The 24,566-nt window shown below is 47.3% G+C and carries 21 protein-coding genes, 1 pseudogene and 1 other annotated feature; of the genes and pseudogenes, 7 read left to right on the top strand and 15 right to left on the bottom strand.

Annotation, left to right across the window (positions count from 1 at the left end; translation table 11 throughout):
- Positions 1-74 precede the first annotated feature (74 nt).
- From PAHA3_RS00985 to PAHA3_RS00975, 3 genes are read right to left on the bottom strand one after another with little or no spacing between them, the layout of a single operon-like run.
- Positions 75-560 carry a MogA/MoaB family molybdenum cofactor biosynthesis protein gene (locus PAHA3_RS00985; RefSeq protein ID WP_017690080.1) on the bottom strand — a complete coding sequence of 162 codons (486 nt, stop codon included), beginning with the start codon at positions 558-560 and terminating at the stop codon, positions 75-77.
- Between the two features lie 37 nt (positions 561-597).
- The gene (moaC, locus tag PAHA3_RS00980) at positions 598-1,101 is read right to left on the bottom strand and encodes a cyclic pyranopterin monophosphate synthase MoaC (RefSeq protein ID WP_303048966.1); all 504 of its coding nucleotides are present in this window, start codon (positions 1,099-1,101) and stop codon (positions 598-600) included.
- 15 nt (positions 1,102-1,116) lie between these two features.
- On the bottom strand, positions 1,117-1,755 hold the full coding sequence (locus PAHA3_RS00975; RefSeq protein WP_062833072.1) for a 5-formyltetrahydrofolate cyclo-ligase: 639 nt from the start codon (positions 1,753-1,755) through the stop codon (positions 1,117-1,119).
- A 279-nt stretch (positions 1,756-2,034) separates the two neighbouring features.
- Between PAHA3_RS00975 and PAHA3_RS00970 the strand changes: the two genes are divergently transcribed.
- Positions 2,035-3,993 carry an ABC-F family ATP-binding cassette domain-containing protein gene (locus tag PAHA3_RS00970; RefSeq protein ID WP_062833071.1) on the top strand — a complete coding sequence of 653 codons (1,959 nt, stop codon included), beginning with the start codon at positions 2,035-2,037 and terminating at the stop codon, positions 3,991-3,993.
- Positions 3,994-4,644: 651 nt separating this feature from the next.
- Here PAHA3_RS00970 and PAHA3_RS00965 read toward each other — a convergent pair.
- The 7 genes and pseudogenes from PAHA3_RS00965 to PAHA3_RS30710 form a co-directional block, all read right to left on the bottom strand.
- Entirely contained in the window at positions 4,645-6,204 is a 1,560-nt protein-coding gene (locus PAHA3_RS00965; protein WP_062833070.1) for a 2-isopropylmalate synthase, read from the bottom strand.
- Positions 6,205-6,529: 325 nt separating this feature from the next.
- Positions 6,530-6,871 (bottom strand) — a binding site (T-box leader).
- 708 nt (positions 6,872-7,579) lie between these two features.
- Positions 7,580-8,635 carry a tRNA (adenosine(37)-N6)-threonylcarbamoyltransferase complex transferase subunit TsaD gene (gene tsaD / locus PAHA3_RS00960; protein WP_062833069.1) on the bottom strand — a complete coding sequence of 352 codons (1,056 nt, stop codon included), beginning with the start codon at positions 8,633-8,635 and terminating at the stop codon, positions 7,580-7,582.
- The gene (gene rimI, locus PAHA3_RS00955) at positions 8,632-9,153 is read right to left on the bottom strand and encodes a ribosomal protein S18-alanine N-acetyltransferase (RefSeq protein ID WP_062833068.1); all 522 of its coding nucleotides are present in this window, start codon (positions 9,151-9,153) and stop codon (positions 8,632-8,634) included. The genes tsaD and rimI overlap by 4 nt, the downstream gene beginning before the upstream one ends.
- Positions 9,154-9,170: 17 nt before the next feature.
- A pseudogene (gene tsaB, locus PAHA3_RS00950) lies at positions 9,171-9,987 on the bottom strand (tRNA (adenosine(37)-N6)-threonylcarbamoyltransferase complex dimerization subunit type 1 TsaB).
- 2 nt (positions 9,988-9,989) lie between these two features.
- Complete coding sequence (tsaE, locus tag PAHA3_RS00945; protein ID WP_062833067.1) at positions 9,990-10,472, bottom strand: tRNA (adenosine(37)-N6)-threonylcarbamoyltransferase complex ATPase subunit type 1 TsaE; 483 nt, start codon at positions 10,470-10,472, stop codon at positions 9,990-9,992.
- A gap of 267 nt (positions 10,473-10,739) precedes the next feature.
- Positions 10,740-10,916: an H-type small acid-soluble spore protein gene (locus PAHA3_RS00940; RefSeq protein WP_026081228.1), complete on the bottom strand. Its 177-nt coding sequence runs from the start codon at positions 10,914-10,916 to the stop codon at positions 10,740-10,742.
- A gap of 4 nt (positions 10,917-10,920) precedes the next feature.
- Entirely contained in the window at positions 10,921-11,217 is a 297-nt protein-coding gene (locus PAHA3_RS30710; RefSeq protein ID WP_201028100.1) for a hypothetical protein, read from the bottom strand.
- Positions 11,218-11,375: 158 nt separating this feature from the next.
- Between PAHA3_RS30710 and ku the strand changes: the two genes are divergently transcribed.
- The 5 genes from ku (at position 11,376) to ligD (ending at position 16,733) form a co-directional block, all read left to right on the top strand.
- Positions 11,376-12,287, top strand: a complete 912-nt coding sequence (gene ku, locus PAHA3_RS00930) for a non-homologous end joining protein Ku (protein WP_062833066.1) — start codon at positions 11,376-11,378, stop codon at positions 12,285-12,287.
- Between the two features lie 329 nt (positions 12,288-12,616).
- The gene (locus PAHA3_RS00925) at positions 12,617-13,486 is read left to right on the top strand and encodes a VOC family protein (protein ID WP_062833065.1); all 870 of its coding nucleotides are present in this window, start codon (positions 12,617-12,619) and stop codon (positions 13,484-13,486) included.
- A gap of 185 nt (positions 13,487-13,671) precedes the next feature.
- Positions 13,672-14,784 carry a GerAB/ArcD/ProY family transporter gene (locus tag PAHA3_RS00920; protein WP_062833064.1) on the top strand — a complete coding sequence of 371 codons (1,113 nt, stop codon included), beginning with the start codon at positions 13,672-13,674 and terminating at the stop codon, positions 14,782-14,784.
- Positions 14,785-14,821: 37 nt separating this feature from the next.
- The gene (locus PAHA3_RS00915; RefSeq protein ID WP_062833063.1) at positions 14,822-15,772 is read left to right on the top strand and encodes an ATP-dependent DNA ligase; all 951 of its coding nucleotides are present in this window, start codon (positions 14,822-14,824) and stop codon (positions 15,770-15,772) included.
- Positions 15,773-15,842: 70 nt separating this feature from the next.
- A complete protein-coding gene (ligD, locus tag PAHA3_RS00910; protein WP_062833062.1) occupies positions 15,843-16,733 on the top strand; it encodes a non-homologous end-joining DNA ligase in 891 nt (296 codons plus the stop codon).
- Positions 16,734-16,788: 55 nt separating this feature from the next.
- Here ligD and PAHA3_RS00905 read toward each other — a convergent pair whose 3' ends face one another.
- Together PAHA3_RS00905 and cls are read right to left on the bottom strand one after the other, a co-directional pair.
- Positions 16,789-17,697 (bottom strand): YitT family protein, encoded by a 909-nt coding sequence (locus tag PAHA3_RS00905; protein WP_062833061.1) that lies wholly within the window; start codon positions 17,695-17,697, stop codon positions 16,789-16,791.
- Positions 17,698-18,055: 358 nt separating this feature from the next.
- Complete coding sequence (gene cls, locus PAHA3_RS00900; RefSeq protein WP_062833060.1) at positions 18,056-19,495, bottom strand: cardiolipin synthase; 1,440 nt, start codon at positions 19,493-19,495, stop codon at positions 18,056-18,058.
- A gap of 375 nt (positions 19,496-19,870) precedes the next feature.
- Between cls and PAHA3_RS00895 the strand changes: the two genes are divergently transcribed.
- Positions 19,871-21,232 carry a hemolysin family protein gene (locus PAHA3_RS00895; RefSeq protein WP_062833059.1) on the top strand — a complete coding sequence of 454 codons (1,362 nt, stop codon included), beginning with the start codon at positions 19,871-19,873 and terminating at the stop codon, positions 21,230-21,232.
- A gap of 92 nt (positions 21,233-21,324) precedes the next feature.
- Here the strand turns inward: PAHA3_RS00895 and PAHA3_RS00890 are convergent, their stop codons facing one another.
- The 3 genes from PAHA3_RS00890 to PAHA3_RS00880 all read right to left on the bottom strand — a co-directional run bounded on the left by PAHA3_RS00890 (position 21,325) and on the right by PAHA3_RS00880 (position 24,478).
- Positions 21,325-22,917 carry an alpha/beta hydrolase family protein gene (locus PAHA3_RS00890; protein WP_235599345.1) on the bottom strand — a complete coding sequence of 531 codons (1,593 nt, stop codon included), beginning with the start codon at positions 22,915-22,917 and terminating at the stop codon, positions 21,325-21,327.
- A gap of 48 nt (positions 22,918-22,965) precedes the next feature.
- A complete protein-coding gene (locus tag PAHA3_RS00885) occupies positions 22,966-23,748 on the bottom strand; it encodes a DUF1648 domain-containing protein (protein ID WP_167350835.1) in 783 nt (260 codons plus the stop codon).
- A gap of 334 nt (positions 23,749-24,082) precedes the next feature.
- Positions 24,083-24,478: a GntR family transcriptional regulator gene (locus PAHA3_RS00880; RefSeq protein WP_062833057.1), complete on the bottom strand. Its 396-nt coding sequence runs from the start codon at positions 24,476-24,478 to the stop codon at positions 24,083-24,085.
- Positions 24,479-24,566 lie beyond the last annotated feature (88 nt).

Below are 24,566 nucleotides of genomic sequence, written 5' to 3'. Positions count from 1 at the left end.
TAAGAGATATCACATTTTTTAACCAACAACGATTTATGTCTAGTCAAATATAATGCCTAAGAGTCCGTACCTGCTTATTGCTTGAACTGCCCCGTAACCATGAGCAGCGCTTCCGGAAGCTGATCCATAATGGCAGCCAGATGTTCATGCACACCCTTCGGTGTACCTGGCAGATTGACAATCAGCGTACGTCCACGAATACCACATACACCACGGAACAGCATGGCAGAACGGTTTTTACTCATTACACTGTAACGCATGGCCTCTGCCATTCCGGGAACTTCCCGTTCAATCACGCGACGGGTCGCCTCTGGAGTAATATCACGAATGGCCAGCTCCGTACCACCGGTAGTCAGCACCAGATCGGCGTGAAAATAATCCGTCATCTCAATCAAAGCCGCAATAATCTCATCGGGTTCATCCGGAACGATGCGATACTCCACGATTTGACCACCCAGCTCTTCTTCCACCAGTTCCCGAATGACTTGTGCACTCGTATCCTCACGTTCCCCGCGGGCTCCTTTGTCGCTGGCTGTCAGGATTGCTGTTCTCCACACCATAAAGATCACCCTTCTCCTCTATGAAAATAAATATTGCTTATCGGCTGTAATCGCCGTTTTTGCCACCACTCTTGGAATTCAGCATGGTTGGACCGATAATCATATCTTTTTGCATCGCCTTGCACATGTCATAGACCGTCAGTGCTGCAGCCGAGGCAGCCGTGAGCGCCTCCATTTCAACACCCGTTTTGCCTTCCGTTTTGACAGTGACTTCAATGTGTAATTCATCCACTCCGTTATCATGAAAACGAATATCCACACCCGTCAGTGCCAAGGGATGGCACATCGGAATCCAGTCCGACGTTTTCTTTGCCCCTTGAATCCCGGCAATCTGAGCCACAGCCAGAACGTCACCTTTGCCGATTCGGCCCTCCCGAATCGCTTCCAGTGTATCTGGATTCATCGTCACTTTCGTTACGGCCACAGCCGTACGTACGGTAATTTCCTTACCCGAAATATCAACCATCCGGGCCCGCCCCTGTTCATTAAAATGGGTCAGTTTGCCACCGGAAGCCTGGCCGTTATTCGCTTCTGAACTCAATCACATCACAACCCTTTATTCGATATGTAATATACCTTCGGTTGTTATCAACAGATCAATCCGCAGATCGAGCAGGTCCATCGGAATCTCATCCTGTAGCTGACCCGGCAATACCATTGCAGCCATCAACGGTTTCTTGTCCGTCATCGCACATTGTACTGCAAGCGTCTCGGCAAAACGGTCATAATAACCGCCACCATAACCAATGCGCCCTCCATGTAGATCATAACCAAGCCCAGGTACCAGAACGAGATCGATATCCGGCCAATCTTCAGGTGAAAGAACTTCACAGGAATCCTTGGGTTCTGGTATGCCCCATATGCCTGGCTCCAAATCCTGTTCTCCGGTTACTTGCCTCAGTTCCATTCGTGGTGGATTTGCCAATACCTTCGGTGCTAACATCACATCTCCATGGTTCCAACCCTCTTGAAACAGAAACGCTGTGGATGCTTCGCTTCCATAGGACAAATAACTGAATATGACGAGTGGTCTGTTCACGACCTTCCGCTTGTCCTGTCTGAGGCGCTCCAGCTCACGCTTCATCCCAGCATTAATCTTAGTCATTGCCTGCTGACGCATGCTCGCATCCATCAGATCGCGGCTCTGTCTCAATCTGGATCGAAGCTGGCTTTTCAGTTCCGCATGATCCTGCATATCCTTGAATAACCTCCTGTTGATAGGGAAGGTAGAAAAAAGCTCTCATTAAAAACATTTTATATGTTATGACCAGATGTCATCTTGTTGAAATGGTTAAAATGATTCATTTTCTGCAAAATCCTCATGTAATAACATGCCTTCTTTCAGTTTATCATTGATTGATCAAAAAGACTACATGCCCCATGCGTTCCCAATCGGTGCAATTGCTCTGTATTTCATGTAAACTGAGATGTAGTTGTCAAATCAAGAACTGGACCTATGGAGGAACTTAATTTTATGCTGCTGCAAGTATCCGGAATTATCAAACGTTTTGGTGTCGATCCAATCCTGGACGGCGTGAACTTACAAATATTAGAACGCGAGCGCATCGGCCTCGTTGGTGTAAACGGTGCAGGGAAATCCACTTTGCTTAAAATTGTGGCGGGTGAAATGTCTTATGACGGAGGACAGATTTTCAAATCCAAAGAAACGACGCTCGGTTACCTGGCTCAGAATAGCGGGCTGCAATCCGACCGTAGCATTTGGGAAGAAATGATGAACGTGTTCGCTCACCTGACACAGGCTGAAGCCGATTTGCGTCAGATGGAACGCGACATTGCCGACCCTGCCCAGATGGAAGACGAGAAAAAATATGCTGACCTGCTGGAACGTTATGCGAAACGCTCCGACTGGTTCAAGGACCATGGCGGCTACGAGATGGAAACTCGCATTCGCAGTGTATTGCACGGGATGGGATTCGGTGAATTTTCGCCTGACACCCCTATTGCTACCCTGAGTGGCGGGCAGAAAACACGTCTTGCGCTTGCTCGTATTTTGCTTCAGGCACCTGATCTGCTCATGCTGGACGAGCCTACCAACTATCTCGATATCGCCACTCTTACATGGTTGGAAGATTATTTGAGAGGGTATTCAGGCGCACTGCTCGTGGTATCCCATGACCGTTACTTCCTGGATCGACTCGTAACGACCATCGTGGAGATCGAACGTCACCGCTCCAAAAAATACACGGGCAATTACAGCCGTTATATGGAACTCAAAGCTGCCGAGTATGAAACTCAGATGAAGCAATATGAGAAACAGCAAGGCGAAATCTCCAAGATGGAGGATTTTGTTCAGAAAAATATCGTGCGTGCTTCGACGACCAAACGGGCGCAAAGCCGCCGCAAGGCCCTCGACAAAATGGAACGCCTGGATAAACCGATGGGAGATTTGAAAAAAGCCCATTTTTCATTTGAAACCGCCGTTATGTCTGGCAAGGAAGTGCTTCGTGTGGATCAGTTGTCTGTCGCTTATGACGAGGCTTCTCCATTGTTCCGTAATGTATCCTTCGATCTGCGGCGCGGGGAAACCGTTGCTCTGATTGGTCCAAACGGTATTGGTAAATCCACCATGCTGAAGTGTCTCACCGGAAGTTTACGTCCGGTAACCGGAGATATTCAATGGGGAACGAAAGTGCAGATTGGCTACTATGATCAGGAACAGACGGGGCTCAATCCGTCCAACACAGTTCTGGAAGAGCTGTGGAGTGCCTATCCCGGGATGGAAGAAGCACGTATTCGGACCGTACTGGGGAACTTTTTGTTCAGCGGTGACGATGTGCTCAAGAAAATCTCCTCCCTCAGCGGTGGTGAGAAAGCACGTGTCTCTCTCTCCAAGTTGATGCTGAAGGAAGCCAACATGCTCATTCTGGATGAGCCTACGAACCATCTCGACCTGTTTGCCAAAGAAGTGCTGGAAGCCGCATTAATGGATTATGAAGGCACCCTGCTGTTCATCTCCCATGACCGGTACTTCCTCAACAAAATGGCTGAACGGATTGTTGAGCTTCATCCAGGTGGAACGGAACACTATCTCGGAAATTATGATGATTATGTGGAGAAGAAACAGGAGCTTGAGGACATCGCACGCGAAGCTGCTGAGGGACGTCAGGCTTCGTCCAAGAACTCGTCCAAATCCGATCTGAGTACATCCACAACCGAAAAATCCGGAGCTGCTTCATTCGAAGCGGAAAAACAGGCGAAGCGTGAAGAGCGTAACCGTCAACGCAAGCAGGAAGCTCTGGAACAGCAGATTGCGGACCTGGAAACGAAGATTACCGAGCTTGAGGAGCAGATGGCTCTGCCTGAAATCTATCAGGATTATATGAAGCTGCAAGAACTCCAGCAACAGTCGGAGGAACACAAGGCACAACTCACCAAAGCGTACGAAGAATGGGAAGAACTAGCCATGGAATAGTACGAATAGTAGAGACTCAGACCATGACTTGATCGCGTCCATACAAATATAGTTGTACCATCGGCTGATTCCTTATTGGGATCAGCTTTTTGTGTGTTGAGGATGAGTATTGAAGCTCGGCACCTTATGTTCTTTATGTTCCTTGAGATTGAACTCTGACATACGGAAGTTAGGGGAGCTGTTTTGACTTTTGTCAAATTTACTCGAATGAAGAGAAATATTTTTATCCCCCTTTTCCTCACACTTATCCACAAGAAAGCAAGATAGCAAGCACATTAATAAGCTTAATTATACAGCGGTAGAATAGCCTTTTACACACAAAAACCATATTTATCCACTAAGTTATCCACTTTATCCACATCTTTGTGGATAGCAAGGAGTCATTCTATCCCCTAAACCCTTTTCGTTTCGAAAACTATACTGGTTTGACTTTGCGTTAGTTACCCACAAATTGCACTGGATATGTGGATAACTATAGTCACACCTTGACAAGTGCATTCTCCCGCTAATCATTGTTCCTCCATAATAAGACAAAAGCAGACCTTTGACGTTCAAGGCCTGCCCGATGTTTATTTCCTATATGCCATGCCTATTTACATCGAATTGCAATTGCTACTATAGCCGCTGTAGATGCGATCTGGCAAAGATGTTTTACGCATGCGCTTCTTGTTCATGATGTTCGGAAGACTCGGCCTTCAGCCCAGCAGCATTACACGCCGCTACATAAGCAAGACCGGCAGCCATGACGATATCATTATGTGTTGCCGTTCCCCGGAACTCACGTCCTGCACGCTCCACGGTAACTACAGCTTCGGCACTTGCACCCTCTCCCCCACTCAAGGCATGCATCTCCATATCAACAAATGCAATATCATCGGAAATGCTCTGACCAATCGCACGGATGGTTGCATCCACGGGTCCGCCGCCAACGGCAGAGTAGGACTGTTCTCCAGCGCTTGTGCGAATACGAACGGCGGCCATTCGATCCGTCATGCTGCCCGCTGTCACCTGCAATTCAACCAGCTCATAATCCTGTGCAGGAATATTCATGGTCTGGCTAACCATCTGCAATAACTGGTCATCACTGACCACTTTTTGCTGGTCTGCGGTTTCTTTGAACACCTCATACAATTGTTCCATCTGTTGCTCATCCGGCTCAAAACCGTATTTGCGAACCCGATCCTTCAGGGCATGACGACCGGAGTGTTTGCCCAGAATAATCATGCTACGCGGGATACCCAGCGCTTCCGGATCCATAATCTCATAGGTGCTCCGGTTCTTGAGCAGACCATCCTGATGGATGCCGGACTCATGCTGAAATGCATTACGTCCCACCACCGGCTTGTTGTATGCAATCGGGAAGTGCATCGCACGACTAATCTGACGAGAGGTCTCATACAGTTGGTTCAGCTTGATGTTGGATGTCGCCCCAATCACATCTCCCCGAGTCTCCAGCGCCATAATCAGCTCTTCCAGTGCACAGTTGCCCGTCCGCTCTCCGATCCCATTGATGGTCACTTCAATCTGGGTAGCACCATTGGCAATCGCAGCCAAACTATTGGCTACAGCCAGGCCCAGATCATTATGACAGTGAGCACTATAGCGAACCTGATCGCCGCCTCTTGCACCCTCACGTACCCGGCGGAACATCTCGCCATACTCATGTGGCAGAGCATAACCCACAGTATCCGGAAGGTTGATAATGCTGGCCCCTGCTTCAATCGCTACTTCGACCATCTCGATCAGATCATCCATCTTCGTCCGAGCCGCATCCATCGCGGTGAACTCTACAATGTCCGTGAACTGGCGTGCATATGATACCATCTCACGAGCGGTAGCCACCACTTCGCTACGCGGGCGGCGCAGTTGATGCTCAATATGAATATCCGAAGAAGAGATAAACAGGTGAATTCGACGTCGTGCAGCATCCGCTGTTGCTTGAACAGCTGCATCGATATCGCCTCTGACTGCACGCGCGAATCCACAGATCTCCACATTCTGCAATTGTCTCGAAATCGCCTGAACCGCCGCGAACTCACCTGGACTGGAGATCGGGAATCCAGGCTCAATGACGTCGATACCCAGAGAAGCCAGTTGGTGTGCCAGTTCAATCTTTTGCTCGGGTTGCAGACTCGCTCCCGGTGCCTGTTCTCCATCGCGCAGCGTTGTATCAAAAATTTCAATCATACGTTTGTTATTAGTCGTTGTCATATTCATCAACCTCCATCAAATTTTATAATCCTTTTTGTTACGATCCACGAGGATTAGAACACCTGTTGATCTCCGTCTCTGTGGTTATATATTTTGTTTATAAAAACATATGTCGTTTGTAGTTTGGTCCTTGTGAGCATTAAAGCCTGTTGAATGTTTAGTGCCTATACTTGATGTTACATGTTCATTGCTCGTTCGTTGCTTACCCTCATGACAGAGTGTACGTCGACTTACACCCTGACCTTCTGACTTTTCAATCTCCATATGGTTCATTCCCTTGCCCACCCTGCTGCCGGCAGCAAACACAAATAACCCGCCATCTCATATAAGAGACGGCGGGTCATTATCCCCTCCGCGGTACCACTCTCGCTTGATGTGCCAGACTTGCGCCGGACTCCATCCACCTCGTCGTCTCCGAGATCCGCTGGATTGTGCATATGCACGCACGACACCACTGGAATTCGGAGATACACCCTATAACGGAGGTTAACCGTTGCTGTGTAACACATGTCGTTGTCCGTCAGGACAACTGGGCGATTGATATCGTCCCCACGCTTCCACAGCTCCGTTCCCGGGCGAGATTCGAATGATTCCAGCCACTGCGTCGCACCACCCCGCAGCTCTCTGAGCGCCTTATCCTTCTACTGCTCCCGTTCATCACATTTATCATATGACCTAACTTCATTCATCCTTATTTTGAAAATCAAAAAAGCCTGCCACCTCATGCAATAATGCAAGAGACGACAGGCTGTTCACCTTCGCGGTACCACTCTTGTTGACTTCCATCCTGTTCATTCAAGACAACCCTTGAATGCTTTCGCATATCCGGATCACTTGAAGCAGCCTGAAAGCCCCCTCAGTTATCATCAGTTGATCCTTATAATAACGGTCCTACCGACAACGGCCCATTCACGGAGGCAACCCGTAACCATGTACTTTGGGCCATGATCGGCCTTCGGATTCTCCCAGGGAGTCACCGTGTTCCATCGTTCCGCTTCCAGGTGAGTTTCAGGTTTCCTTCGACTGCGTTGCACCATACCGCAGCTCTCTAAGACCGGGAATGACCTTACTATTCCTGTTCATCGCGTTTATCAGTTCAGGAAGATAAATTCCTGTTTAAATTTGTAACTAATATACATTCTTCACATCCAGGCTGTCAACTCTTAATCTCAAACGGCCTGTCTATATGGACTATAAGTGCGTGTTCAAAAAGATCGGTTTTCAGCACCGAGAAGATGGGATGAAGCTAGAAATGGAGTAGCGGAGCGTAGTTAAAACTACGTGAGCAACGGACATTTCGGCTGAATTCCATATTCGATGCTGATGATGCCGCTAGGCATCATTCGTAATCAAAAGCGGGCTTTTTGAACAACCTCTATAAGGACTGAACGGACCATTGCTCCAGAGAAAGTCCAGGGTCTGCTTTGGCATCAAACTCAGAGATTTCTCCCCGTTGCCATTTCAGATACGCAGCCGCTCCAATCATGGCCGCATTATCCGTACAATATTGCATCGGCGGTATTAATAGTTCAAGCCCTTCCTTCGCACAACGCTCTTGTAACGCCGAGCGCAACCCCCGGTTAGCTGCAACACCACCGCATAACAGTAATTGCCGTGAACCGTACTCACGAACTGCTCTTACGGCTTTCTCCACCAACACTTCTACGACAGCTTCCTGGAAACCACGGGCAACCGCAGATGGCTCCAACGTTTCGCCGCGCATTTTGGCCTGATTGAGCGCATTCAGTACAGCAGACTTCAGACCACTGAGACTGAAATCATACGAACCTGCTTCCAGCCACACCCGTGGCAATGGGACCACATTCTCCGCTTCAGACGCCATCCGGTCCACATGCGGACCTCCCGGATAAGGACAGCCCAATGCACGTGCTACTTTGTCATACGCCTCACCTACAGCATCATCACGCGTACGGCCAATCAGTTTGAACTTGCCCTCGGATTCCATATGCACGAGTTCTGTATGTCCACCGGATACGACCAGTGCCATTGCAGGATATTGCAGTTCATGAGTAAGTCGGTTGGCATAGATATGCCCAGCAATATGATGTGTGCCAATGAGCGGTTTGCCCAGTGCCATCGCCAGCGTTTTGGCTGCAACGATTCCTACCAGCAATGCCCCGACCAGTCCCGGACCTTGCGTCACAGCAATCGCACTCAGATCACGCGGACGAATGCCGGACTGTTCTATGGCCTGTTCCAGCATCAACGTAATCACTTCGACATGTTTGCGTGAAGCCACTTCAGGTACAACGCCGCCGAATGCCTTATGGGTCTCGATCTGACTTGAGATCAGATTGGACAGCACTTCCCGTCCATCCTTGACTACAGCTACCGATGTTTCATCACAGCTTGTCTCCACCGCCAAAATATAGGAGGGTGCATCATTTATTTTTTCATTGAGTTCGTTCATGAATCCAGTACGCTTCCTTCCTCTTCGCCGCTCCGGCCTGCAGACGGCAAGTTCGCCCACATAATCATCGCATCTTCCCCATTATCGGAGTAATACCCTTTACGAAGACCCGCCGATTCAAACCCTTTTTTCTGATATAAACGCTGGGCAATGCTGTTCGACACTCTGACCTCCAGCGTCATTCGTTCCATCCCGAGATAAGCTGCCGTACTCATTAATTCGTCCAGCAACTTTTCACCAAGCTTGCGTCCACGATACGCGCCTCTAACTGCAATATTGGTAATATGGGCTTCATCCATGATTGTCCACATACCTGCATAGCCAATGGCTTTTCCTTCTAATTCCATCACCATATATTTAGCAAAATGATTGTGTGTCAATTCATTTTGAAATGCTTCTTCCGTCCAGGGCAGGGTAAAGGCCTCATGTTCAATCTCCATCACATCGGGAATATCCGCGAGTGTCATGAACCTGAACTGAAGCGCTGCTTCCTGCTTATTATTCGCCACGTTGTCCATCTGCTTCCCCTCCCCCTTTAGCCTTTGCGCAGCAGATTGGCTTCCGCTTCAGACAGCTGGGTGTAGTTCGGCACCAGCGCATGCACGTCATCACGCTGACCTGCAAGCAGCGCGGCGGCGCCTAGGCGCCCAACCCAGCGGCCTTCCAGCTCATAAGGTACGAGCTGGAGCGCCGTTCCTGCGGGGCAGCGAAGCTCCGCCGCTGCCGCAGCATGAGGGCCCGTCTCGCCGACGAACCAGACGGCTACGGGCGGCGAGGGCTTCCAGCCATCCGTCCATCTTGCGGATGGCATCAGGCGCCAGACGCCGGGGCGCATCGCTCCCGGCGGAGGCAAACAGCGCGGTGCACGCTTGACCGCGCCGTGCATCCACAAGCGGAACGATCCAGTGGACAGGGGCAGCACCTGTGCTGCCCTGGTCCGCGGATGACGTTCCGCCAGCCCCTGCTGCGGCATCCTCTGCCGCAGCTTCTGCCTTGGCGGCAAGGCCGCTGTGCCATCCGCCCCAGGCGAGGGCCTGAAGGCTGGACACCCCGGCTACGGGGATGTCCCACGCCCAGGCCAGTGTCTTCGCCGCGGTCACCGCAATGCGGATGCCCGTGTACGAGCCTGGGCCAACGCCAACGGCAATGCCGTCCAGCTGGCCAGGCTGTGTGCTGCTGGCGGCCAGCAGCTGCTCCATCACCGGTACAACGTGTACCGAATGGTTGCGCTCGGCCCGTTCATTGCGTTCTTCCAAAAGCGCATGATCCTCCATCATCGCAGCTGCCATCACTGCGGTGGATGTATCCAACGCCAAAAACCGCTGACGCGGCTCTTTTTGTAAATCTTCCATCATCATTTGACTCCATTCTGTCTGAACTGTCGGCACATGGCTGCATAAGTCTCGCCGTACCCATCCAGTGTAATCGTTCGATCCTCCAGGCCCGTTGTTTCAATCTGCACATGCAAGTGCTCTTGCGGCAGCAATTCGGGGATGATACTTGACCACTCCACCAGACTGACTCCGGCTCCATAGAAATATTCATCAAGTCCAAGCTCATCCGCTTCTTCCAGCGAAATGCGATATACATCCATGTGATACAAGGGCAGGCGCCCTTCATATTCCTTGATTAGCGTAAATGTGGGACTGCTCACCACATCACGTACACCCAAATGCCAGGCAAATTTCTGTGAAAATGCCGTTTTTCCCGCGCCCAGATCACCATCCAGCGCAATCACCATGCCGGCGTTTGCCTGTCTGGCGAGTGCGGACGCAAGCGCTTCTGTATCTGCAATGCCATGGGATTCATACACCCACTGCTCGTGCGTTTGATTCAATATACGCCCCACCTTTGGCGGTCCAGCCGCCTGAGTTCACTTTGAACCTTATTATATCGGTCCCTTTCTTCGCCCGCAACATCGAAGGAAACAAGCGGAAATATAAACGTGCATTATTAGGCCATGTCTGCAAACTCGCTTCCTTCGGAGTTTGCAGACATCCTCTAAAAAAAACAAAAAACCGGCACCTCCCGGTACCGGCCATCTTACGTACATATTCCAGCTTTTTTTCACAACAATTCCTCAAGCACTACGCTCTATCTGTATCTACTCCTCCAACCGATCCACACGTACCGTTTGGGTATTTCCCGGCCTGCTGCCAACCTGAACGGTCGCCATGCCATTGGCTTCATCCACATTCTCAATCCACACCGGATCCCCTTCCAATGTTACAGCAATGGTATCCTTGGAATCATAGATCGCTTTGGCGCGCTTTGCATCCATCATCTTATTCATACTCCCCTTCCGGATCATCATGTGATTCACGAACCATGCTATCTGTTGTACTTTCACCAATATGACCGTTATCTTCCGTAACCTGTCCTCCACCTAACCCTTCATTCACCATCCGGTCAATGTCGAGCATGAACGACTCCCGGTCAAGGGGTAATTCTTCCGAAGTGACTGCTTCCCAATTCACAGCTGTTGCTGGTGTATAAAATTCTTCAGCGCTTTCGGCATCAGCAAGAGGATACGGACTAAAAGCATGCTTATGCGCTTCCTCTTCATCCCGTCTGTTACTCATTTCGGCACCTCCCGGCTTAATCATTGCGAAATCACTTCTGTTATCATCCCCGAGTCTCGCCGAACCATACGAATTCATTCATCCATAAGACGATTATCCATTGCACCAGATGCCCATACTATTGAATAAAAGTGTACCCTTTCGAAAGGAGCCGACCTATGCATACCGTCTGGAAAGGCGCAATCAGTTTTGGCCTTGTACATGTCCCTGTCAAAATGTTCTCGGCTACCGAAGACAAAGACATCTCCATGCGTTACATCCATAAAGTCTGCGGCAGCCCGCTCGCTTATGTTCGTCAATGTCCATCGTGTGAAGTGGACGTAAAGTGGGAAGAGATCACCAAAGGCTATGAATATGAAAAGGGAAAATTCGTACTCTTCGAGAAAGATGAATTGGAAGCGTTAAATGATTCCACCAGCAAAACCATTACGATACTGGATTTTGTTGACTTAACTGAGATTGATCCCATCTATTTTCAGAAAACATATTACCTATCGCCCGATCAGGCTGGGGGTAACGCCTACCAGCTGTTGATGAATGCGATGCGGGATACCGGCAAAATTGGCATCGCCAAAATCTCCATCCGCTCGAAAAGCAGTCTCGCTGCCATACGTGTGCTGGAAGATTGCCTGTCGATGGAGACGATTTTCTATCCGGACGAGATTCGTCCTGTCTCCCAGGTGCCCAACCTGCCAGAAGTGCAGAACGTGAATGAGAAGGAACTCACGATGGCAAAGCTGCTAATTGACCAATTGTCCACGCCTTTTGAACCCGGTAAATACAACGATGACTATCGCAGCAAACTGCTGGATCTGATCCAGCACAAAGTGGCAGGCGAAGAAATCAAGATTGCTCCAGCCAAACCTGAAGCCAATGTGATGGATTTGATGGCTGCTTTACAAGCAAGCATCGAGGCCGTGAAGCCCATTCCGGCTGACCCTGGGACAACAACGGCCAAGCCCAAGAAACGTGCACCTCGAAAAACGTCTGCTCAAGCTGTTGCCGGTGGAGAATCGGACGCACCTGCTCCAGCCAAAAGAAAAAAGGCCACGCCCAAACCAAAGGTTTGATTGTCGCCCAAGCAAGAACGATTTCGTTATAAGCTTTGCCTCATGTAATGAATCCAACTCAGGTCCGGCTTTACAGTCGGATTTTTTTATTTTTACAGAACTATCAAACAATTCATGCCAATAAAACTCCAGCTATAATCGTAAAATACGATTGACGAAAGGTGATTTATATTTTATATTAACTTATGAAAAGTAACTTATTTATGAATATACAGTTAACCTGCACTTCTGCTTCAACCGAGTGCAATCCAATAATTCGATTCAACGCATACAAACAACCAAACGCTAAGCCCTATTATCTATAATCAAATAATCAGGAGGATATAATTATGAATACAACGTATCAAATTCCTGCCACAACCCATCTGGGTGAAGTGAGCCTACGGATTAAAAATCTCGACCGTTCAATCCAGTTCTATACTAATGTGGTCGGACTGAAATTGCTGGAGCGGAGTGGCAAAGTGGCTACGTTAACAGCAGACGGAAAACAATCTCTGTTGCGATTGGAAGAACTGACGGATGGAATTACTCTGCCTGAACGCTCACATGCTGGCTTGTATCATTTTGCCATCCTGCTGCCTGACCGTAAGTCCCTGGGTCTTGCTCTGCGTAATCTGGCTGCATCCGGTATCGAGATCGGCCAAGGAGATCATCTGGTCAGTGAAGCCTTCTATATCTCCGATCCCGATCTGAACGGGATTGAAATCTATGCTGACCGTGCACGTGACACCTGGAAACGGGATAGCGACAATAATTACGTGATGGCAAGTGATCCTGTTGATGTGGAAAGCCTCTTTGCCATATCGGAGAATGAACCTTGGCAGGGTCTGCCTGCTGGCACAGTCATTGGTCACGTGCATTTCCACGTTCGTAGCCTGGAAGAAGCCCGCAATTTCTATACTGGCATACTCGGTTTTGATATCGTAGGTAACTTCGCCAATATGTCTGCTCTATTTGTTTCTGCCGGCGGCTATCATCACCATCTGGGACTTAATATCTGGGCAGGATTGAACGCGCCTGTTAATCCGGATAACGCTACAGGAATTGACTACTTCACCATTGTTTACGCCACGAAGGAAGAAGTGCAACAGGCACTCGAACAATTGCGTCAATCCGGCGCAGCCGTTACACAAGTGGAGGATACCTGGTTTACGGTAGATCCACAGAATATCCGTATCCGTCTGACCACTGCAAACTGATTTTTTATTTTGCGTAATTCGATTTCAATCGCTCATAAGTCACATAAGCAAGCCCGGGTAACTGAGTTCTCTTCATCACAGAGAGAGATCAGCTATCCGGGCTTTTTGGTTGCCTATTTATAAAACTGGAACAATTGGCGCATCCTATCCATATACACAGACAAGATACGTTAAGGAGATACCCTATGATTGAAAAGGAGCGCTTGACTGTTAGGCAGCTCGCTTCACTAATGTTCCTGTGCACGATTGGGGAGCAAATTTTGGTCTTTCCTTCCATGATTACATCCTACGCACAACAGGATGCCTGGTTATCCGCCTTATTGGGAGTCGCAGGCGGCTTCGGCATACTTTTCATTATGCTTGTTACCTACAAACTGCATCCCCGTTTGAACCTGATTCAGAACGCCCTTCGCACACTGGGACCTTGGATTGGGGCCTTGTTTAGCTCTTTTTACCTTTTTTATTTCCTGATCAGTACCTCAACGTTCATCAGAGAGATTGGCGATTTTATGGCTACTCAGATCTTACCTGAATCTCCATTATTGGTTCTGCATTTGGCTTTTATGTGTGCGCTTGTCTGGGGGCTTCTATCGGGTCTGGAGAGCATCGGTAAGAGTGCCGAGGTCTTTCTTCCTCTGGTCGTGTTGTTTCTGCTTATTCTGACGGTGTGTCTAATCCCCCATGTACATTTGGCCAATATCCAACCGGTACTTGCACAAGGATTTCTTAATCCACTCAAAGGTTTTGTCGCTGTACTCACATATCCCTACTGCGAGCTGTGCATCTTCATGATGCTCTTCCCCTACACGAAAAAGGAACCCCATCTGGAGAAGGACATCCTGTTAGCGGGCACGATTGGTGGATTGTTACTTACACTGACGCTGAGTATGTGTCTGCTCGTCATGGGACCATGGATGACACAGCATCACTGGTTCGCCTCATTCAACCTTTCACAGAAGATCAATATCGGAAACTTCATGCAACGGATTGAAGCCTTCATGGCATCAGTCTGGCTTATTGCCGTTTTTTTCAAAGCCGCCCTGTTCTTCTACAGTTTTGTCCTTGGCATCGCTCACTTGTTTCGTTTGTCCAGTTATCGTTCACTGATTCTGCCGGGTTCCATCCTGATTCTAGCCATGTCCATTCTGATCTCTCCGAACGAAAACTTTTATCTCAAGGTCATCATTCCCTATTGGATTGACTGGGATTTGACCTGCGGCATAGCGCTTCCGTTATTGCTCATTCTGGTGCATCACATGAAGTCCCATTTTCAAAAATATAACAAACTTCCGAATTAATCTGTGCCAACAAGTTGGTACGAGAAAGGAGTTCTCCATGTTCAAGCCGTTGATTCCGTTCGAACCCATATCTCGGGATACCTTGCCTACAGGCCCCCAATGGATTGCCCAGATCAAATGGGATGGAGTTCGCATGCTTGCTTATGAGGACGGGCAGGAGCTGCGTCTAGTAAATCGCAGATTACATGAACGAACCACACAATATCCTGAACTAGTAACACCACGTAATCTGTGCTCCGGTTCCTCCTATATTTTGGATGGAGAAGTGATTGCGCTGGACCCGGACACCGGAAAACCTTCGTTTTATCACGTTCTACGGCGGGATCGTATGAGTAGACCCGAAGGCATTGCCCAGGCCATACATCAGATTCCAATAACATATATGGTATTTGATATCCTGTACTATGAGGGAAAATGGGTGACAGATCAGCCATTGGCAGACCGACAGCGCCTGCTGCACGAGGTTCTTAACACCGCTCCCCATGTTCAGGAGGTCACCAATACGCTTGATGCTGCTTCCCTGCTTACGGTCATGAGAGAACACCAGATGGAAGGCATCGTCTGCAAGGATCTCACCAGCAGCTACGGCATTCAGGGCAAGGACCAGCGCTGGCAGAAGGTCAAAATCATGCATGATGTATATGCCATGATCGGGGGAGTCACGTACCGAAGTGGTATTGTGAATGCCGTGGCGATTGGTGTATATGATGGGCCTAACTTTGTCTATATTGGTCATGTCGGGACGGGCAAGCTGAACTCCAATACCTGGCGGGAGCTCACACATCAAGTGGAGTCTCTGATTAGGCAGGATAGACCGTTCCACAATGTACCCGAGCGCAGTGCAGAGACCACATGGGTGGAACCACGAATAGGAGTCAAAGTGCAGTATATGGAACTGACTCATCATCGCACCCTACGCCATCCCAGTATTCAAACCTTCGCGGATGTAACACGCGAGGATTGCCTGGCGAACCAGCTTCTTCAATGATGAAAAGATCGCTGCATGCGTTTTAACCCCTGATTTCAACGATTGATTAGACATATAGGAGGTGTTCCGTATGGCCCCCAAGATCCAAGGAACCATCATAATAGAAGGCACCGAGCTAACGGTCACGAACCCGGACAAGCTGTTATGGCCGGATGCGGGTGTTACCAAAGCCATCTATCTGCAAAAGCTGGCCGCTCTGGCTCCCTATCTGCTCACATATACAAGTAATCGATTGCTCACCACCATCAGGTACCCCCACGGTGCTGGAGGAACATTTTTCTATCAAAAAAACGCCCCTGAACCTGTCCCTGATTATGTTCGGACAGAAGTACACGACGGCATCCGCTATGTGGTCATGAATGGACTCCCCGAATTGTTATGGCTTGGCAATCTGGCTGCACTTGAATTCCACCCTTCTCTGCATACCGTGGGAAGCCATCTGCCCTGTGAATGGATGATTGATCTGGACCCCTCTCAGGAGCATGAACCCCGGATCATGCAAGCTGCACTCATCGTTGGCGAAACCCTGACTTCCCTTGGTCTGAGGTCCATCCCCAAAACTTCAGGCGCAACAGGGGTTCAGATCATCGTTCCGATTATTCAAGGGATAACCTTTGATGAATTACGAGATATCGGCTATTTTGTTGGTAAATATGTCACTCAGAAGCACCCGGATCTGTTCACACTGGAACGACTCAAAAAGGACCGTGGAGACCGCATTTATTTTGATTACCTTCAGCATTACGGCGGCAAAACCCTTGCAGCTCCTTATACACCACGTGCCAAATCAGGCGCCACCGTCTCTACTCCACTGACCTGGGATGAGGTTCGAAACAACGTCTCCATCCAGGATTACCATCTGATGAACATTGTTGAACGCCTGAATGATACCGGTGATCTGATCGCAGCCGTTGAACCCCAACCGATGGAGCTTATTCTCAAGCACTTGAAGAAAAAATAGCCGACTCCCTCATTACAAGGGTGTCGGCTATTATCATTCATGCGTATATACATCGCTAATGGATACCTTTTTTCTTGAAACGTCCGCCCTTCACATCATGGATGTTACCAATAGCCACAAAGGCTTGCGGGTCCCAATCTTCAACGATGGTCTTCAGCTTCGCTTCTTCCAGACGGGTGATTACGACAAAGATGATCTTCTTCTCATCCCCGCTGAATCCGCCCTCTCCATCCAGGAAAGTCACACCCCGACCGAGACGGTCTGTCAGAGCTGAACCAATATCACGATATTTCTCACTGATGATCCATACCGATTTGGATTGATCAAGTCCTTCATTCACAATATCAATCATCTTCATCGCAATATAATATGCAATCATGGAATACAGGGCATTCGGCCAGCCGAACACAAATCCTGCACCCGCGAAAATAAATACGTTAATGAACAATACGATCTGTCCTACAGACAACGGTGATTTCTCACTAAGCAGGATGGCCACAATCTCTGTACCGTCCAGTGAACCACCAGACCGGATAACAAGTCCAACCCCCACACCCAGGATCAATCCGCCGAATACAGCTCCGAGCAATGGCTCCCCTGGTGTCAATGCAGGAACATGGTGCAATAATGAAGTCCCGATGGACATGACCACGATCCCCAGCAGCGTGGATAACGCAAACGTTTTACCAATCTGCTTGTAACCCAGAATCAGGAAAGGCAAGTTGAGCAAGGTCAGGAATATTCCCAGTGGCAGATGTGTAAGCTCCGACACCATAATTGAAATACCTGTAATCCCACCATCAATAACACCATTTGGCACGAGAAACACTTCAAGCGATACAGCCATCAGTGCAGCACCGATCAGAATCATCACAATACGTTGCAGCAGCTTTAATGTAAACACCGAGCTTTTGACGCCCCGGTCAGGCTTGGATGTCAGTTCTTTAACCGTTACATTGGACATGGTATCCCCCCCGTTGGATCAGTATGTGAATCCATTTCATAAATCATTTAAATACTCCACGGGGGAACCTACATATAGAAGTGCGTGTTCACAAAGATCGATTCTATACGTACCCTGTCAGTACGAGCACAAGCATCTAAAGGCTATATGAAATGGATTCAAGATTGTCTTAATTCCGGTTTACACTTTCAAAAGAGAGCAAAAGGGAGCCTGTTTTCCCGCAGACTCCCCTCCTTCGCCAAGACATGATTTATATATCTATTATATCATAAAAGATCAAATTTGAGCAAAATACTTAGCAAAAAGAAGATAAATTCACAAAAAGTGAACTTATCTTCAGAAATCTGCCCTAAATCGGCTAAAGAAGCGGAGAAAGCATCCGAGAAAGCATTTCTGCGCCTTTTTGTCCTCTTGAACGCCCCTGAAAAACCTTTAGGTCGATCTTGCTGCATTCCTTGAGATCACGTTCAAAATCAGCAACCAAACGATGAATCGGGGAGGTCTCGAACAATACGGCCGTCATTTCGAAATTACAGAAAAAACTACGCATGTCCATATTGGCCGTGCCTACCGTTGCAAGCAACTCATCCACAATCATCACTTTGGCATGTACAAAACCTTTGCGATATTGGAAGAACTGCACACCTGCTCGCAACAGCTCCTCCACGTATGAAAGTGACGCCAGATGAACAAGCTTGGAATCGGATTGATAAGGAATGATAATTTTTACATCGACCCCACTGACAGCAGCTGTTTTGAGTGCCTCGTACAGTGCAGGATCAGGGATAAAATAAGGTGTAGTAATGTAAATCCGGTCACAAGCTACCGAAATGGCGCCAAAACACATTTCCTGAATGGCATCCCAGTCCTGATCCGGCCCACTGGCCAGAATCTGAATTCGTTCTTCCCCGCTACAGATATGAGGTGGAAACAACTCCGCAAGCTGGGGTTCAGTAATTCGCTCACCCGAAGCCAATTTCCAGTCGTTCAGGAACGTACTTTGCAGGAAATACACGGCATCTCCCTCGATCTGTACATGTGTATCCCGCCAGAAACCGATCTCCGGATATTTCCCAAGGTAATCATCACCTACATTAATGCCACCCACGAAGCCAACCTGTCCATCCACAACGACAATTTTGCGGTGATTTCGGTAGTTAACTCTTCGGTCAATCGTTGCAATTAGTGGGGGCAGAAAATAGTGAAACTCCACACCTGCATCCTGCAGTTTGCGGATAAAACTCCAGCTCATCTTGTGACTGCCGAGACCGTCACAGATAAACCGAACCTTCACGCCCTCCTGTGCCTTGCGAATCATGACATCCTGAAACTTCGTACTGATCACATCGTCTCGGAAGATGTAAAACTCCACATGCAGATGATGCTCCGCTTTTTCCATCTCCTTCAACATTGCAGTGAATGCCTCTTCCCCGTTCGTGAGCACCGTACTGTGATTACAACCTGTGATGGGGCTCTCCGACAGATGGGACAACAGGTTAAACAAACGATGCTGGTGGTTGTAACGATTGCCAGGCATCTGTTCAACATCTCCAATGATGCGGGCTTGTTCCCAGATCGTTTCCCTCATTTCCCGGAAGATCCGTGATCCACCTTTGCGAAGTTTTTTGCGTTTGTTATAGTCCTGGGCCACGAAATAGTACACCACAAAACCGACCAGTGGCACACAGAACAAAATAAACAGCCAAGCCACAGCTTTGGCCGGATTCCGAAATTCCAGCAACAGAATCGTGGCTGCCTGAAAAATAAATACGACTAATATAATGACCAGCCAGAACATTCGGCTTCCTCCTCAGATGGCAAGCTTCATGACCTTGCCGTTCTCTCACTTACACAGCTTTGACGATTAAGCCTACAGCTAATCATAGATACCCAATGTAGCCCCTGTTCGTAACGTTTGCTTAGATAAAACTTTACATAAGCACATGGAATACTTTATTCTGGGAATCCGAATTTCTGCGCATTGGTTGTATATTCTGACTGTGTTACCTTCTACATATCAGATTTATCATGAAGCAGAACCGCATTGTGACGCCAATCTGCTCCGTTTCCCTTCCAGACTCTTCCTCTTTTCTTCATGATAAGGTGGTCTTCTTACGTAAAATTAGATATAATACTCGTTAAAAACTTATTACCTAAAGGAGAAGAGCAGTGAATGGAAAGTGAGAGGTATGCGTTAAATTTAGTATTGGTTGCGTTGTTGATAGGACTTTCGGCGTTTTTTGTTGCAGTGGAGTTCGCGCTGGTACGGGTTCGTCCGAGCCGGATCGATCAAATGATTGCAGAAGGAAACAAGCGTGCGCTGGCTGTTAAACAGGCCGTTGCCAATCTGGACGGATATTTGTCCGCCTGCCAGCTTGGAATCACGATCACATCTCTGGGACTGGGCTGGCTGGGTGAACCAACGGTAGAGAAGATTCTCCACCCTGTGTTCGAAAGCATGCAAATTCCTGAGGCGGTTTCTTCATTCTTATCATTTGTTATCGCGTTTGCTTCCATCACGTATCTGCATGTTGTGGTTGGTGAACTCGCTCCAAAAACGATTGCAATCCGGAAAGCCGAGACTGTCGCACTGCTGACGTCTACACCTATCATCTGGTTTAACCGAATTATGTATCCTTTTATCTGGCTGTTAAACGGCTCAGCGAACCAACTGGTGAAACTGTTCGGAATCAAACCTGCTTCTGAACATGAAGATGCACACTCCGAAGAAGAGTTGCAGATCATTATTAATGAAAGCTTTGAAAGTGGTAAAATCAACCAAGCCGAGTTCGGTTATGTAAGCCGGATCTTTGCTTTTGATGAGATGTTAGCCAAAGAAATCATGGTACCCCGGACCGATATGGTCTGCCTTTATGTGAATAGAACGAACGAGGAAAACCTGGAGATCATTCGTGAAGAACAATATACCCGTTTTCCAGTAGTCAATGAGAGTAAAGACGATATCATCGGAATCATTAATACAAAGCAATTCTTCCTGGAGCTTTACGGAAACGATGAACCTGTCGATCTGTCCTCCCTAATTCAGCCTGTATCGGCTGTTCACGAAACAACTCCTGTGAAGGACTTGCTCAAGAAAATGCAGAAGGATGGCGTACATATCGCCGTACTTGTCGACGAATATGGCGGAACTTCCGGAATTGTAACCATTGAGGATGTGCTTGAGCAGATTGTTGGTGAGATCCGCGACGAGTTCGACGCAGACGAAGTGGAAGATATCCAAGTCATCAATGAGAACTATGTCATTATGGATGGTAAGGTTTCCTTATCGAAGGTGAACGACATGTTTATGTCCAGCCTGGATGCAGATGAATGGGACACCATTGGTGGATGGCTCTACAGCCATCGTCCCGAGATGAACGAACAGGAAGAATATGAGTTCGAGAATCTAATCTTTGTTTTGCTGGAAAAAGATAAGAATCGCTTCTACAAAGTGGCCGTTGTTCCCAAGGAACCACTGACCATGTCTGATTACACCGATGAAGACGAAAAAGAGTCTCCTAATTTAGCAAAATAAAGCAACTTTATATACAATAAGAAGAGCACTTGCCTATATTGGTAAGTGCTCTTCTTATTATTTCTCGCTCAATATGTCACTTCTACATGTCATCACTCAACTTTTAATACCCACTTCGCGATATCATCGATAATGACTTTGGAGACATTAGATGGCTCAGCGTACTCTTGACCAATCGAAAGTCCATCATAGCTGGATAACAGATGATTTACCTTTGGATAGCTGTTGTACGTTACATTGGAATGACCTTGAAGAGCCGATTTCCAGTTTTCGAATTGATTCATAGACACTTGCACATCATTTTCACCCTGTATAATAAGCATGGGGATATTTTGTGTTTTAGCCAGTTCCGCAGGTACATAATCTTTCTGCTCAAACCACCAATAAGCAGGTTGAAGTGGAAACGCTTCAGGAAGATGATCTTTAGAATATTTAGGATCTTTAACGATCGCAGCAGCATTTTTATAAAAATCAGCCTGCCCTTGAATGATCTCCGTGTCTAAACCAAGCTGCTTCATCCGATCGACCAATTCGTCCTGCTGCTCGGTAAGCACATCCACAAAGCTACTACTTGGTGCAGCAAGTAGAATACTTCCTGCAATATCATGTTGTTTATCCTCAGCAAGGATTAACGGTAATGCAAACCCGCCTTGACTATGTCCAGCTACAAAAATCGCTGTAGAATCAATATGTGTATTCTTTTTAAGCAATTCCACTGCATCGGTTACCTGATCTACGCTCTCTTGTTTTAATGTAAATTTGGGCTGAGAAGCGACCTTATAGGTATGCTCATATGTGACCTTATCGTATCTTAATACAGCAACTCCTTGTGAAGCTAAACCTACCGCAAGATCGCGAAATGGCTTTGCACCACCAATGGCAGCATCTTGATTGCTAGGCCCAGATCCGTGTACCAGAATGACAACCGGGAAAGGCCCCTCTCCCTTGGGCAAAGTTAATGTCCCTGGCAAAGCCAAATCACCCTGACCAACGGTAATATCTTGCTCTGTATAAGCAGATGGATCGTCATAGCTTGGTTTTTGATAAACATCTGGTGTAGCGGCAGCAATATACAAGTCATCCACAAGTTCGTTATCATTCATTCTGACTGTAATATTTAAACGAGTAAGCGCTGTCTTAAAAGTGTAAGTGACATTGCGATGCACTGTGTTATTTTCTACGTGTTTAGCTATGGCTTTACTTGTAATTTTGCCATTTTGTCCTTCTAAAGCTCCCCATAGCTGACTCAACAACGTAGGTGACAACACGCCACTCACTGAGGTATGAACATACTTGGCAGCCTCCATGCCATCACCCTCACTTATAAGTGAAATGAATATGTCCTCAGGTGCTGCCTTCAGCGTCTCCGTAAGAAATTCCCCATCCATAAAGGTAACTCCTTTCGTTAACTGAACAGGATTGTTTAAGGCTATGACTTGCCCGTTCACAATCGCCTTTTTCTCTCCTATCTTAACTACAATCGTAAGCTCATTTTTTCGTATTGTAATTTCACCTGATTTTTTCTGCCACGATACCTCTGCCCCATTCTTTTCTGCAATCTCACGAATAGGAACTAGATTTTCACTACCAGCGGGTTTCTCAGCAGCTGCCGAGATGGCTGTCACCGGCAGGATGAGACATACGAAACTAAGAGAAAGTAATAGCTTTTTCCAATGGTTCATCATAATAAATCCTCCTAATTCTTTTTATGATATGCATAGATCTATGAGCATTTATTGGCTCAGGATTATACTTATAACAACAATAGCAATGATGAATAACAACAGGACCCAAGACAGCGGACGAGCGAAGTTGATGGTCCAGCCTATTCCATAACGTTTTTCTACCGTAAAAGAAGGATCATTGGCATTGAAGTAAATGAAACCAAATTTCCAATAATCATCGTCATTCACAGGCTGCTCCTTGGAACGTTCGCGATCTTCCTGATGATTCCGAATCTTCCCACCGCCTTGTCTGCCTGTAAGAGACAGTAATACAGCGCCTAACACGATCAATATAGGAATGATAAGGCTAATAGCAGTTAACAAGACCAGATTAGGGACGAACATATTGATCTGAATGAAGGCAAATAAAATGGTAAGAAGTAACCCCGTTATGATCGTAAATAGGGACCATTTACGGCGGAATTGAATATTATCAGCAGCAAATTTGGCCGGATTAGACGTAGTAAGCTGTTGTTTGCTTGTTTTGATACTCCAGTTCACCAGCATCATAAGTGCAATGATGCCTAGCTGCACCAGATTAATAGCCAGTACCGAGAGGTAGGTTTTAGGCACACTGGAAGTGACATTGCCCTGAAAATCATATTTCATTGGAATGACGTTAGGTAATGCCTTATAATTCAGGATCGAAATGATCCCAATGGCTACAATAATAGCAATATGAATGAGAAACCAATAGTTGGAATAGGTGAGCTTATTTTGGCGGAAGGCGGTATCGATTTTAACGCGTTGAGGTGCGTCTACAGTTGTAAGTGTTCCTTTTATCTTCTTCATCTTGAAATGAAATAAGATGTGTAGTGCTGACCAGTACACAATGAATATCATTGTGCAGATACCGGTGATCATTGCGGTTGACTCTTCATTAGCAGATCGAAGTAAATACAGACAGACAAGGATAACCATCCCGTTTCCGATCAGACTTACTGTAGCAAACGTACTGCGTAGCTTACGTAAGATGGGTGTGTGGTAATTATATTCACTTACCGTAACCCCAAAGCTAATGGTTTCCCTTGTCAAATAAGGTGTAAAGGATAGAAGTAAGGCTAATGGAGCAAAGATTAAGATGATAGGTAATATACTAAATAGTTGCATACATAACACACTCCCTTTATTCTCTGTTGTGACCCATCTTTACATCATCATACATTTGGTCTAATACCGCAGTTAGCTCCTCTTTGGTCATTCCACGACATATCGCTTCGGCAATAATCGGTCTTAATTCGCTTTGCTGCTTTTTCAAAAAATCATCCGTTAATTCAGGCATTCCATCAGGGTTTACCACAACTCCCCTTTGTCTATGTACAAGAATGTATCCATCTTGCTTGAGTAGTGTATACGCCTTGTTGACCGTGTGAAGGTTAACACCAATATCTGCTGCCAAATTCCGAACCGAAGGTAGCGCCTCACCTAGCTGTAACTCACCACTAGCAATGCCTTCGATAATTTGATATACAAGTTGCGAATAGATGGGAAGTTCGGATTGCATATCCAGTTGAATAATCAAGGGTTCACCTTCTTTTTGTTATCTGTTATATATCAAGTATAACAGGTATAACATAAGTGAGCAATAAGGTTGAAAATAAAAAAAAAAC

The organism is Paenibacillus amylolyticus (genome assembly GCF_001570725.1).
In the GTDB taxonomy this organism is placed as follows: Bacteria; Bacillota; Bacilli; order Paenibacillales; family Paenibacillaceae; genus Paenibacillus; species Paenibacillus amylolyticus_A.
This window is presented reverse-complemented; position numbering and strand designations above follow the sequence as displayed.